The 12,871-nt window shown below is 64.5% G+C and carries 12 protein-coding genes; 5 read left to right on the top strand and 7 right to left on the bottom strand.

Annotated elements, in window-relative coordinates; translation table 11 throughout:
• The first annotated feature begins 120 nt into the window (after positions 1 to 120).
• Positions 121 to 891 carry an alpha/beta fold hydrolase gene (locus tag FFS21_RS02740; RefSeq protein ID WP_137923409.1) on the top strand — a complete coding sequence of 257 codons (771 nt, stop codon included), beginning with the start codon at positions 121 to 123 and terminating at the stop codon, positions 889 to 891.
• Positions 892 to 966: 75 nt separating this feature from the next.
• The gene (locus FFS21_RS02735) at positions 967 to 1,875 is read left to right on the top strand and encodes a ketopantoate reductase family protein (protein WP_137923408.1); all 909 of its coding nucleotides are present in this window, start codon (positions 967 to 969) and stop codon (positions 1,873 to 1,875) included.
• 94 nt (positions 1,876 to 1,969) lie between these two features.
• On the opposite strand, the gene FFS21_RS02730 is transcribed toward FFS21_RS02735, so the two are convergent.
• Positions 1,970 to 2,491 (bottom strand): RrF2 family transcriptional regulator, encoded by a 522-nt coding sequence (locus tag FFS21_RS02730; RefSeq protein ID WP_137923407.1) that lies wholly within the window; start codon positions 2,489 to 2,491, stop codon positions 1,970 to 1,972.
• Positions 2,492 to 2,717: 226 nt separating this feature from the next.
• On the opposite strand from FFS21_RS02730, the gene FFS21_RS02725 reads away from it, so the two are divergent.
• Entirely contained in the window at positions 2,718 to 3,836 is a 1,119-nt protein-coding gene (locus tag FFS21_RS02725) for an alkene reductase (RefSeq protein ID WP_137923406.1), read from the top strand.
• 6 nt (positions 3,837 to 3,842) lie between these two features.
• Here FFS21_RS02725 and FFS21_RS02720 read toward each other — a convergent pair whose 3' ends face one another.
• The 6 genes from FFS21_RS02720 to FFS21_RS02695 form a co-directional block, all read right to left on the bottom strand.
• Positions 3,843 to 4,631, bottom strand: a complete 789-nt coding sequence (locus tag FFS21_RS02720; protein WP_137923405.1) for a thioesterase family protein — start codon at positions 4,629 to 4,631, stop codon at positions 3,843 to 3,845.
• Positions 4,632 to 4,845: 214 nt separating this feature from the next.
• Positions 4,846 to 6,120: a CaiB/BaiF CoA transferase family protein gene (locus FFS21_RS02715; protein WP_137923404.1), complete on the bottom strand. Its 1,275-nt coding sequence runs from the start codon at positions 6,118 to 6,120 to the stop codon at positions 4,846 to 4,848.
• 2 nt (positions 6,121 to 6,122) lie between these two features.
• Positions 6,123 to 6,530 carry a Zn-ribbon domain-containing OB-fold protein gene (locus FFS21_RS02710; RefSeq protein WP_137923403.1) on the bottom strand — a complete coding sequence of 136 codons (408 nt, stop codon included), beginning with the start codon at positions 6,528 to 6,530 and terminating at the stop codon, positions 6,123 to 6,125.
• A gap of 14 nt (positions 6,531 to 6,544) precedes the next feature.
• Positions 6,545 to 7,711 (bottom strand): thiolase family protein, encoded by a 1,167-nt coding sequence (locus tag FFS21_RS02705; protein WP_137923402.1) that lies wholly within the window; start codon positions 7,709 to 7,711, stop codon positions 6,545 to 6,547.
• A 28-nt stretch (positions 7,712 to 7,739) separates the two neighbouring features.
• Positions 7,740 to 8,849, bottom strand: coding sequence for an acyl-CoA dehydrogenase family protein (locus FFS21_RS02700; RefSeq protein WP_137923401.1), 1,110 nt, complete (start codon positions 8,847 to 8,849; stop codon positions 7,740 to 7,742).
• A 26-nt stretch (positions 8,850 to 8,875) separates the two neighbouring features.
• Entirely contained in the window at positions 8,876 to 10,069 is a 1,194-nt protein-coding gene (locus FFS21_RS02695; RefSeq protein ID WP_137923400.1) for an acyl-CoA dehydrogenase family protein, read from the bottom strand.
• A 229-nt stretch (positions 10,070 to 10,298) separates the two neighbouring features.
• On the opposite strand from FFS21_RS02695, the gene FFS21_RS02690 reads away from it, so the two are divergent.
• Both FFS21_RS02690 and FFS21_RS02685 read left to right on the top strand, forming a co-directional pair.
• Complete coding sequence (locus FFS21_RS02690) at positions 10,299 to 11,828, top strand: class I adenylate-forming enzyme family protein (RefSeq protein WP_137923399.1); 1,530 nt, start codon at positions 10,299 to 10,301, stop codon at positions 11,826 to 11,828.
• On the top strand, positions 11,825 to 12,808 hold the full coding sequence (locus FFS21_RS02685; RefSeq protein WP_137923398.1) for a tripartite tricarboxylate transporter substrate binding protein: 984 nt from the start codon (positions 11,825 to 11,827) through the stop codon (positions 12,806 to 12,808). Before FFS21_RS02690 ends, FFS21_RS02685 begins: the two co-directional genes overlap by 4 nt.
• Positions 12,809 to 12,871: the final 63 nt, after the last annotated feature.

Here is a 12,871-nt window from a genome sequence, read left to right as displayed (position 1 = left end):
GTATCTGCGCGAGCCGCAGATACGTGCGCATACGGATTCCCGCTTTCGCCACATGGAAGCGATACGTCGCCGCCTTCCAATACATCCATTGCCATCCCAACGGATCTTGAAAGGATCGACATGCTGAATCGAACGCTTGCATCGCTGGCCATTGCGGCCCTGGGTTTCACGGCCGCCACCGGGGCTTCCGCCGCCGACAAGGTGCCGACTACCGTCGTGATCGTGCATGGCGCATTTGCCGATGGCTCGGACTGGGCCAAGGTCATTCCGTTCCTGCAGGCCAAGGGCGTGAAGGTGCAGGCCGTGCAGAACGGGCTGAACTCGCTGGCGGACGACGTGGCCACCACGCGCCGTGCCATCGACAACCAGCCGGGCAAGGTTGTGCTGGTGGGCCATTCGTGGGGCGGTACGGTGATTACCGAAGCCGGTGCCAACGACAAGGTCAAGGCGCTGGTCTATGTGGCCGCCTTCGCGCCGGATGCCGGCCAGTCCACGGAAGAAGTGGGCAAGGGGTATCCGCCGGCACCGGGCATCGCCAAGTTGATGGCCGACAAGGATGGATACCTGACGCTGCCGCCCGAGGCGCTGGCCGCCAACTTTGCGCAGGACGTGCCTGCCGCACAGGCGCGCGTCATGGCTGCCACCCAGGGCCCGATCCAGGCCAAGGCATTTGGCGAGAAGACCACCGTCGCGGCCTGGACCACGCGGCCGTCGTGGTTCATCGTCAGCGAAAACGACCGCATGATCCCGCCCGCCCTGGAGCGCGAGATGGCTAAAAAGATCGGGGCGAAGGTCACGCAGCTGCCGACCAGCCACGTGCCGCAGCAATCGCGTCCGGCCGATGTGGCCAAGGTGATTCTGGACGCCGTGCAGACCGTGCAGCGTCAGTAAGCAAGGCAGGACGCGGGGGCGGCGCGTTCGCCTTCCCTCGCGACAGCAGGACGGCAGGACTGGCAGGAGCGAATCATGAAAATCGCGGCAATGGGCGCAGGCGCTGTGGGCTGTTTCTTTGGTGGCATGCTGGCGAAGGCCGGCGAGGGCGTGGTCCTGATCGGCAGGCAGCGTCATGTCGATGCCATTCACGCGCAGGGGTTGCGCTTTGAATCGAAGTCATTCGATACGCGCGTGCACATCGGTGCGAGTACGGACCCCGCTGCAGTGGCCGATGCCGATCTCGTGCTGGTCTGTGTGAAATCCGTCGATACCGAGCACGCGGCCGAGCAGATGCGTCCATATCTGAAACCCGCAGCGGTGATCGTCTCGCTGCAGAACGGTATCGACAATGCCTGCCGGCTCGAAGCCGCGTTGGCGCGGCCCGTCATTCCCGCAGCGGTCTACGTCGCGAGCGAGATGGCCGATGCCGGCCATCTCCGCCATCACGGGCGTGGCGACCTGATTATCGGGACGGGCGAGGGGAGTGCGCAGGTGGCCGAGTTGTTCAACCACGCCGGCGTGCCCACGGTTGTATCGTCCGATGTCATGAGCGCACTGTGGGGGAAACTGATCCTCAACTGCGCCTACAACGCGCTGTCGGCCATCGTCCAACTGCCGTACGGCGAGATTCGCGACGTTCCCTCTGCCGATGCCGCGATGACCGCCATCGTGGCGGAATGTCTGGCCGTGGCACGCGCCTCCGGCGTGACGATCGAAGGCGGTGCCGAGAGCCAGGTCGAACTGATCCGTCGCACGATTCCGCTCGGGCAATATTCGTCGATGGCCCAGGATTTCGCACAAGGCCGTGCCAGCGAGATTGCGTCGCTCAATGGCGAGATCGTGCGTCGGGGCGCATCACTTGGCATTCCGACGCCGGTCAACCTGCTGGTCGTAGCGCTGGTCGGACTGGTGGAAAAGCGCCGCCGCATGGCGCTGCACTGATCGGCAGGATTCGATGCGCCGACCGCACGTGGCAGTGCATGGTGCAGAGTCCTGCTCCGGGTGAAGCAAGGCGGTCCCGATGGGATCGCCTTCTTTATCGTGCGCTGCGCCGATTGGCCGCGCGATCGGTCAGCCACTCCACGATCTGGCCGCCGTGGGAAGCTGGCACAACCTTGAGCGTACGCTCCGCGATATCAGCAAGGGTATGTTTCTTGAGTTCCGCCTGCATCGCCTTCGCGGCCTGCTGCATGATGGCGTGAATGCCGCAGACGCCGCGCGTGGCCCATGCGGGCGGGCATCCCTCGAACACGGCATTGCGATCGCGAATCTCGCGGCACTCGAACAGCGATTTGTCGCCATCAATGGCCATGACCACGTCGTACACCGTGATGCGCGACGGGGGGCGGGCCAGGCGGAAGCCACCCTTGATCCCCTCGGTAGCCACGACCAGATCGGCTTTCGCCAGCTTGGTGAACAGCTTGGCGAGAAACTCGGCGGGAATACCTTGTAACTCGGCGAGGTCGCGCACGCTGGCTTCTTCCACCGCGAGTGGCGAACGCGACAGATACAACAGGCAATGCAGCCCGTATTCAACACCTGTACTGATGTGGGACATAGGAAAACTAGGACTCGATAAATCGTAGTTCGAAGCGTATACGAGCATGGCGACTACGGCAAGGGCGGGGGCAGCGCTTTGACAAGCAGGCCGCATGGGAGCGGTTGATAAGCCACTCCCATTGTTGACAAGAAATCAACAATATTTCCTGCGAAAGCCCCTTAATCCGCAAGAGTAAAGCCGGCAGACTGGCCTCCATCGTGACTTTCCTTCCTGGAGCGCTGCAATGCCCGATACCCGCAACCCGTTGTTCCAACCGTACTCGCTTGGCAGCCTGAAGCTGCCGAACCGCCTCGTCATGCCGCCGATGACGCGCTCGCGTGCCAGCCAGCCCGGCGATGTACCGAATGCGTTGATGGCCGAGTACTACGCCCAGCGCGCTGGCGCCGGCCTGATTGTCAGCGAAGGGACGTGGATTTCGCCGATGGGCAAGGGCTATGCCTGGACGCCCGGTGTGTACACGCCGGAGCAGATCGCCGGCTGGCGCAAGGTCACCGATACCGTGCATGCGGCAGGCGGGCGCATCTTTGCGCAGCTCTGGCATGTGGGACGCCTGAGCCACGTCAGCTTGCTGGGCGGCGAACAGCCGGTGTCGTCTTCGGCCATCCAGGCGAAGGGCGTCAATGTGTTTGTGGCTGACAACGATGGCAAGCCGGGCTTCGTCCAGGCATCCGAGCCGCGCGCCCTGAGCATTCCCGAGATCCACGACATCGTCGAGCAGTTTCGACAGGCGGCCCGCAATGCCATGGCCGCCGGTTTCGATGGTGTGGAGTTGCATGCGGCCAATGGTTACCTGGTGAACCAGTTCATCGACTCTGGCGCGAATGCACGAACCGATGAGTACGGTGGCTCGCTCGACAATCGCCTGCGATTCCTGCGCGAGGTGGCCGAGGCGCTGGTGGACGGCACGGGTAGCAAGGATCGCGTCGGCATCCGGCTTGCCCCGCTGACCACGCTGAACGGTTGTGTCGATGCCGATCCGGAGACCACCTATACCGCCGCCGCGAAGTTGCTCGCCGAGGTGGGCGTGGGCTACATCCACATCGCGGAAGCAGATTGGGAGGATGCGCCGCACATGCCGATGGCGTTCAAGCAACGCCTGCGCGCGGTGTATCCCGGTACGCTGATCTACGCCGGCAAGTACACGAGCGCGCGCGCCGTGGCCGCGCTGGAAGAGGGTTGGGCCGACCTGATCGCCTTTGGTCGTCCATTCATCGCGAACCCGGATTTGCCGGAGCGCCTGCGCACGGGCGCAATGCTCAACCCTACGGATCGCGATACGCTGTTTGGCGGTGACGCGCGCGGCCTGACCGACTATCCGACCTTGCCGGCCAAGGCGGCTTGATCTGCGCTAACGGGGCTTGAAAATCAGGCCCTGCTGCGCCACGCCGATCGGGCCGCGTTCGTCATGCAAGGTGGTGCGTGCCAGCCCGATGCCGTTGGGCTGCACGAAGGTCTCCGATTCCGCAGCCACCCATTCCCCTTGCGGCTGACGGTGCAGATAGACAGTGAGATCGGCATTGGCAAACGCGAAGCGACTAAGCGGCACCGCCCAACTTATGCCATTGCCGAAGTCTGCGGCGGCAATCGCGCGGGATGCGGGCGAGATGGGCCAGTCGGCGACTACGGGTACAGCAAAGCGAAACCAAACCGCTGCCGGACCCGGCTCGGAGACGGTGCCCGTTGCCACGCGGGTTTCCATGGCGGTGTAGTGGAACGATGTCTGCGGCGCCATGCCGGGAATCTGGAGCGGCGTGTGGCAAGCGTCGGGCGGTGGCAGCACTGGCGATGCGGGTGTGGCGTGTAGGTCGAGTTCGCGTTCGCGCATGTAGACCGCCGTGCCATGCACGACGGTCACGCCTTCGTGCTGTAACTCGACGCGCACACGGCGCACGGCGCCACCAGGTTGCGGCTCGATGATGGCGCGCAGCGGTGCCACGGGCACTGGCCGCACGAATTCCAAGGTGAGACGCGACATCGACCAGCCCGGCTCATGCGCCATGGCCCGATCTGCCATCGTGGCCAGCAAGGCACCGGGCGCACCACCGTGTTGCGCACCGGGGTTCCAGGGGCCGCGTGACAACACCGTGGACTCGACGGCATCGCCGGAGACTTCGAAAATGCTGGCGGGAAGGGACACGGGTTACCTCTGCAGTGGGAGATTGGCTGGGTGGATAGTAGCGTGTCTTTGCTCCCCTCTCCCATGAAATGGGAGAGGGGCTGGGGGTGAGGGCAAGCGTGTCGTAACTGATCACGCTTTTCGCATAGCGACGGCCGGCCCTCACCCCCAACCCCTCTCCCGCATGGCGGGAGAGGGGAGCAAACAAGCGGCAGTTGTCATGCTTGCGGTTTGTCTACAACACCCCCCTGGCCCTCAACCCCGCCACCGCATCCCCATCCAACCCCAAGCACTCGCGCAGCACCTCTTCCGTATGCTGCCCGAGCGCAGGCGGTGCATGCCGCAGCGTTGGCGGTGTGTCGCTCAACCGTAGCGGACTGGCCGTGCTGCACACCCGGTTGACCGGATCAGAAACACCAGACCCCTCAGCGTAGCGAAACTGTTCGACACGCAGCTCACGAGACTGCACATGCTCATCGGCAAACGCCTGGCCGATGTCGTTGATCGGTCCGCACGGCACGGTCGCTGCTTCGAGCAGGTGAATCCATTCGCTCGTGGGCTTCGTCCGCGTGATGTCGCACATCATCGGAATCAACGTGTCGCGATTCGCCACGCGGGCGCTGTTCGTCGTGTAGCGCGCGTCGCGGGCCCAGTCGACATCGGCCACTTCGCAGAAACGCGCGAACTGGCCGTCGTTGCCGATGGCCAGCAGCATGTCGCCATCACGTGTGGGGAAATCCTGATAGGGCACCACGCTTGGATGCACGTTGCCCCGGCGCGTGGGGACGACTCCCGCATTGAGGAATCCGGCACCCTGGTTGGCCAGTACCGCCATCGCTACGTCGAGCAGCGCGATGTCGATGCTTTGCCCGCGCCCGGTGTGGTGCCGAGCCTCGATCGCGCCAAGGATGGCCGTGGTCGCATACATGCCCGTGAACACGTCGATGACGGCCACGCCCACGCGCATCGGCCCCGCGCCGGGCGTGCCATCGGGTTGCCCCGTGATACTCATCAGGCCGCTCATCGCCTGCACGAGCAAGTCGTAGCCCGGGCGCGTCGCGTACGGGCCAGTCTGGCCAAAGCCGGTGACCGAACAGTAGATCAGGCGCGGATTCAGCGCCGAGAGCGTTTCATAGTCGAGTCCATACCGCTTGAGGCTACCCGTCTTGTAGTTCTCGATGACCACATCGCTCTGCGCCGCCAGGTCGCGCACCAGCTTCTGGCCTTCCGGCGTGGCGATGTCCACCGTCACCGAGCGCTTGTTGCGGTTGCACGCAGCAAAGTAGCTCGCCTGATTCGTCGAGCCGTCCGCGCCATCGAGGTAGGGAGGCCCCCAGTGGCGCGTGTCGTCACCGGCGCCGGGCTTCTCGATCTTGATCACGTCGGCGCCCATGTCGGCCAGGTTCTGCGTGCACCATGGACCGGCCAGCACGCGCGACAGGTCGAGCACGCGCAGGTGACTGAGCGCGCCGGTCTGCCGCGACGGCGAGGGAAGGTTCGTCGGTGCCATGCCTAGGCCACCGGCGCGAAGACAGGAACTGGTGCGCTGCCTTCTCCGTCGGTTTCGGCAAAGCGCACCTTCACGCGTTGCCCGATCCGCACGCTATCCAGGTCGGTATCGACGATATGCGTCATCATCGTCACGCCTTCGTCCAGACGGACATAGGCGATGCAGAACGGGTTCGGACCCGCGCGGCGTGTGATGCTGAACGAGTAGATCTCACCGAGGCCGGAGGCGGTCTTCCATTCGGTGTCGCCCATGCAGAACGGACACAGCGTGCGCGGATACCAGTGCGGCTTGCCGCAGCCGGTGCAATGGCGCACCAGCAACTTGCCCTCGCGCGCGGCCTGCCAGAAGGCAGTGTTGTCCGGCAGCTCGTCCGGGGCCTTGTATGGCGTGGAAACATAAGGCGTGGTCATGGCTTGCTTTCCTTTTATTCGCGTTCGAGGATCAGGGTGGCGGAGCCATGGCGCGAGCCCATATAGCCGCCCGTGCCCTGCGCCAATGCCAATCCGCAGTTCTTGACCTGTACTGCCGGATGCGCCTCGCCGCGCAACTGGCGCACGGCTTCGATCACCTTTGTGATGCCGCCGCGATTGGCCGGATGGTTGTTGCACAGGCCGCCGCCATCGGTGTTGATGGGCAGCTTGCCCACGCCCGAGATCAGGTTGCCGTCCATCACGAACTTGCCGCCTTCGCCCTTCTTGCAGAAGCCCAGGTCTTCAAGCTGCATTAGCACGGTGATCGTGAAACTGTCGTAGATCGACGCGTACTGGATATCCGAAGGCGTGACGCCGGCTTCGGCAAACGCGGCGGCACCGGAGATTTTTGCAGCAGACCACGACAGGTCCACTTGTCCGCCGAGCAGGCCCTTCACGTGCTCGCCCGCACCCAGCACCTTGATCTTCGGGCGCTTCAGCGTAGCGGCGATTTCCGGGCGCGCAACGATCAGCGCGCCGCCGCCATCGGACACCACGCAGCAGTCAAGCCGGTGTAGCGGATCGGAGATCATCGGCGAGTTGACAACGTCCTCGACGGTCACCAGTTCGCGCAGCATTGCATTGGGGTTGTGCTGCGCGTGATGCGACGCGGCCACCTTGATCCACGCGAGTTGCTCGGGCGTCGTGCCGAACTCGTACATGTGCCGCTGCGCGACCATCGCGTACAGGTTGACCGTCACGGGATTGAACGGTGCCTCGAACGGCTGGTCGGGCAGGTTGGCGCCCCAGTTGCGCGCCTGCGTACCGCTCGATCCTTCCGAACGGGGCCGGCCGGCGAGCGTGATCAGTGCCACGTTGCACTTGCCGGCGGCAATGGCCTGCGCGGCGTGCGAGACGTGCGCGATATACGACGAGCCGCCCATTTCGCTGGAATCCACATGGCGGGCGTTCAGGCCGAGATAGTCGACCATGTTGACCATGCCGAGTCCGGGCGCGTCGCCCGCGCAGAAGTAGCCGTCGACATCGGCCAGCGTCAGGCCAGCGTCTTCCAGCGCGCCGCGTGCGCTTTCGGCGTGCAGTTGCGCCACGGTCTTGTCCGGTGCCTTGCGGGTCGGGTGCTCGTAGGCGCCGACGATGTATGCCTTGCTATTGATGGTCATCGTGTTTCATCCGTTTGCGTGTTCGATATCAGGCGGCCATCGCCTCGGTGTAGCGTTCCATGTGCAGGTCCGTGTCGCCGAGCAGCACGTCCACCATGGCGAGCGCCTTGAAGTAGTCGCCGACCTCCAACTCGTCGGTCATGCCCATGCCGCCATGCAGTTGCACCGCCTGCTGGCCCACAAAGCGCGCGGCGCGCGCGGTGATGACCTTTGCAGCCGAGACCTTGCGGCGTCGCTCCGCAATGTCGATAGCATCGAGTCCCTGCGCGGCCACGTAGGCCATCGACAGCGCCAGTTCCTTCTGCATGACCATCTCGGCCACACGGTGCTGCAGCGACTGGAACGAGGCGAGCGGCTTGCCGAACTGCTTGCGCGCGCCGAGGTATTCGGCGGTGATCTCGATCAGGCGCTCCATCGCACCGGCAGCCGCAGCGCATTGCGCGGCAATGCCGTGGTCGAGGCCCACTTCGAGGGCGTCGAGACCCTGCGTCGTCAGCAGCGTGGCGGGCACGTCCGCGAGCGTCAGGTCGGCACCGGCAAGGCGGTCCATCGTCGGATAGCTGGTGATGTTCAGGCCCGGTGCATCGCGCTGCACGAGGAACAATGCGAGCACGCCATCGAGCATTGCAGACACGATGTAGATGTTTGCTGCAGCACCGTGCCACACGCCGGACTTTGCGCCGTTCAGCACGTAGCCTTCCGTGCCTTGCTTGCGGGCTTGTGCTTGAGCAGTGTCGGTGCGATAGCGTGTGGTGGGTTCGAGATAGGCTACGGCGAACACGTTCTCGCCACTGGCGAGTGCAGGAAAATACGCGGCCTGCATTGCGGCGGGCGCGAACTGCTTGAGGATCGCGGCAGCAATCACGCCGCCGGGAATCACGGGTTCCTGCACCAGCGCGCGGCCCAGCTCGCGCTGTACCACGGCCTGCGTGGCCGGGCCTTCGCCAAAGCCGCCGTATTCGGTGGGGACGCAGAGGCCGAGTACGCCCATCTCGGCCAGTGCGGACCAGATATGTGTGTCGAAGCTGCCGTTCTCGCGCGCATTGCGGCGCCGTGCCTCGAAGGTATATGCCGAGGCGACAAAGCGGCGCAGGCTGTCGGTCAGCATCTGCTGTTCTTCGCTGTAGGTGAAATCCATGTCGTCGTCCTTGCTGAGATGCGCGCTTAGAAACCGATGATCATCTTGGAGATGATGTTTTTCTGTACTTCGGTGGAACCGCCGTAGATCGTGGTCTTGCGCATGTCGAAGTAGGTGGATGCAGCAGGCGGTGCCCAGTCCGGGCCGCTCGATGGATTCGGTGCGCCGGGTTCCAGCCAATCGGGCGAGTAGGGCCAGCCGTTCGGGCCGGCCACTTCCATCTGCAGCATGGCGATATCCTGCTGCAACTCCGAGCCGCGAATCTTCACAAGCGATGCTTCCGGTCCCGGCGTGCCGGCGGCCTGTGTGGCCACGCGCAACAGCAGCATCTCCAGCGCCAGCAGGTCCATCTCCACACGTGCAATGCGATCGCGCATGCGCGGCTCTTCGATCAGCGGACGGCCACGGCCATCGGTGGCTTCGGACGCGTAGTGCTTCAACTGGCGCAATTCGCGGTAGCAATGGCCGATGCCTGCGATGCCGGTGCGTTCATGGCCGAGCAGGTACTTGGCATAGGTCCATCCGCGGTTTTCCTCGCCCAGCAGGTTCTCCACGGGCACTTCCACCTCTTCGAACCACGTCTCGTTGACATCGTGGCCACCATCAAGCGTCTTGATGGGCCGCACCGTCACGCCGGGCGACTTCATGTCGATCAGCAGCATCGAGATGCCTTCTTGCGCCTTGGCTTCCGGATCGGTGCGCACGAGGCAGAAGATCCAGTCGGCAAAGTGCGCCATCGTGGTCCAGGTTTTCTGGCCATTGACGATGTACTTGTCGCCGCGCCGCACCGCGCTGGTTCGCAGCGACGCCAGGTCCGAACCCGCGCCGGGTTCGGAATAACCCTGACACCAGAACTCATCGACCATGGGGATGCGCGGCAGGAATCGTTCCTTGTGCGCCTGGCTGGCGTACTTCATCAGGACCGGACCGATCATGGTCAGGCCGAACGGCAGCATGCGCGGTGCGCCGGCCTGCAGGGTTTCGATCTCGAAGATCAGGCGTTGCAGCGCGTTCCAGCCGGTGCCGCCCCATTCCTTCGGCCAGGTGGGCGCGCCCCAGCCCTGTGCGTGCAGGATGCGGTGCCAGCGCACGTAGTCGTCTTTCTCCACGCGGCGGTGGCCCAGCACCTTGTCGCGGATGTCGGCGGGCAGGCTGGCCTGCACGAAGGCACGGACTTCCTGGCGGAAGGATTCTTCTTCTTTGGAAAAACGCAGGTCCATGGGTTGTCTCCTCAATGCCACCGATTCTAGGGGGGTGTCGGTCGCTCTGGTTCAGGTTTGCCGAATCCGGTCTTTATCTATGCGGAATGCGCTGCCAGCCTGCGCCCGCGCGTACTGCAGCGCGGTTTCAGCGAGGCAAAGGCGGGCCTTGCCATTTACGAATGGCGCCCCGACGGCTTTGCGCTCATGCTGCGCGCACCACTTCCCGCATTGCAAAGGACGGCCAGCAGTGACTACGCGAATTCATCACCTGCTCGATTACTGGTTGAACGAGGCACCCGATCAACCGTTCATCCACCTGCCGGATGGCACTCAGGTGACGTTTGCCCAGCTTGGAGCGCTGACCTATGTGGCCGAGGTAGAACTGCGGGCGCTCGATGTCCGCCCCGGTGACCGCGTCATGGTGGTGGCGGAGAACTGTCCCGAGCATGCGGCGCTGATCATGGCTTGCAGCCGCGTGGGCGCATGGTCTTGCGGCGTCAACGCACGCATGGCGCCGGGCGAGATCGATGCCTTTGCGGCGCGCGCCGATGCCCGCGTGGTGTACTTCACCGCATCGGCATCGCAGGCCGCCGCAGCGCACGGGGCACGCTTCGATGCCGTGCCGTCCGCGCTCCCGGGCATGGTGCGCTCGGCGGTGCGCGCGGACGCCGTGACGGAGCCCGAACCGTTGCGCGACGAGGTAGCCGCGCTGATCTTCACCTCGGGCACCACGGGTGAGCCGAAGGGCGTGATGCTGACGCACGACGCGCTGATCCACTTTGCACGCGTGACGCGCGACGCACGGGAGATGCGTCCGGCAGACCGCAGCTACGCGTTCGTGCCGATGACGCATATCTTTGGCCTTGGCACGGTGCTGCTGAGTTCGCTGCTGGCCGGATCGCAGCTTGTCATGCGTCCGCAGTTCGATCCCGAGGATCTGCTCGATGCGCTGGCGCACCACGGCGTGTCGCAACTGCAGGGGCCGCCGACGCTGTTCTCGCGGCTGCTGGCCTATCTGCAACAGCAAGGCATCACGCAACCTGTAGCGCCGTCGCTGCGCTACATCTACACGGGTGCAGGGCCGCTCGACCTCGCGCTGAAGCAACGCGTGGAAGCGATGTTCGGGCTGACGCTGCACCATGGCTATGGACTCTCCGAGTACGCGGGATCGGTCCATGTCACGCGCATCGACGAACGGCGTGCCGATACCAGCGCGGGCTATGCGGTAGCCGAAGCCGAGGTGCAGGTCACCGACGCCACGACTGGCAAGCCGCTGCCGCTGGGCGAGCGCGGCGAACTCTGGCTGCGGGGCAGGGGGCTGATGCCTGGCTATTTCCGCGATCCGGAAGCCACCGCTGCCGTGATGCGCGAAGGCGGCTGGTATGCGAGCGGCGACCTGGGCGAGATGCACGCCGATGGCGCGGTCTTCGTGGTGGGTCGCCTCAAGGAAATGATCATCCGCTCGGGCTTCAACGTGTATCCCGCAGAAGTGGAAACGGCATTGAACACCCATCCAAGCATTCAGCGCTCGGCGGTGGTCGGCACGCCCGAGGGCGACGGCAACGAGGAAATCGTCGCGTTCGTGGAACTGCGTCCTGGCTGCCCGCTGGAACTTGCCGCGCTCAAGGATCATCTGCGCAGCCGGCTGGCCCCTTACAAACGCCCCGCGCGAATCATCGCGCTGGCAGAACTGCCTACCAATAACAACGGCAAGATCCTCAAGCGTGTGCTGCGGGAGCAGGCCGGTTCGATGCAGACCCAAGGAGACAAGGCATGATCATTTCCCCTATGCGCAGGCGGCTCATGGCTGCTGGCGCGCTGGCAGCCGCCACGCATCCGCTATCGGTGCTGGCCAGCGATCCATGGCCGGCCAAGCCGGTGCGGCTGATCGTGCCGTTTCCGCCCGGCGGTCCGGTGGACAGTACCGCGCGCATCTTCAGCCAGCGGCTCGGCGAGATCTGGAAGCAGCCGCTCGTCATCGACAATCGCGCGGGCGCGGGCGGCACGATCGGCGCCACCATCGCATCCAAAGAGGCGCCCGATGGCTACACGCTGTTCCTCGGCTCGATTCACCACGCGGTGAATCCATCGCTGATGGGCAAGCTGCCGTACGACATCGAGAAGGACTTCGCGCCGGTGAGCTTCGCGGCGATGTTCCCGGTGTTCGTGGTCGCGCATCCGTCCGTGCCTGCCAACAACATCAAGGAACTGATTGCGTACGCGAAGCAGCCCGGCCGTACGCTCTCATATGGCTCGTCGGGCAACGGTGGCGGCACGCATCTGGCGGGCGAACTGTTCAACATGGAAGCGGGCACGAAGTTGCAGCACGTGCCCTACAAGGGCAGTGGCCCGGCGATGAATGACCTGCTCGGTGGACAGGTACAGTTGATGTTCAGCGATGCGCCGACTGCGCTGCAACACATCAAGACGGGACGTATCAAGGTATTGGGCGTGGCCAGCCGCAAGCGTTCGGGCATGCTGCCCGATGTGCCGACCGTGGCCGAATCGGGATTGCCGGGTTACGAAGCGTATTCGTGGGCAGCGTTGTTCGCCCCGGCCCAGACGCCCAAAGCCGTGCTCGACAAGATCAATGCGGATTTCAACGTGGCGATGAATGACCCGAGTGTGAAGCAGAAGCTGCTGCAGGCGGGGGCTGAGGCTGATGCGGGGACGCAGGAGCAGATGCGCAAGCGGCTCCATGCGGAGATCGAGAAGTGGGGGAAGGTGATCAAGACGGCGGGGATCACGGCGGGGTGATGCCTCGACAATCTCCTGACTGTTTTCTCCCCTCTCCCGCTTCGCGGGAGAGGGGCGGGGGAG

It is taken from the genome of Cupriavidus sp. 2SB (genome assembly GCF_005503625.1).
Classification (GTDB): domain Bacteria; phylum Pseudomonadota; class Gammaproteobacteria; order Burkholderiales; family Burkholderiaceae; genus Cupriavidus.
This window is presented reverse-complemented; position numbering and strand designations above follow the sequence as displayed.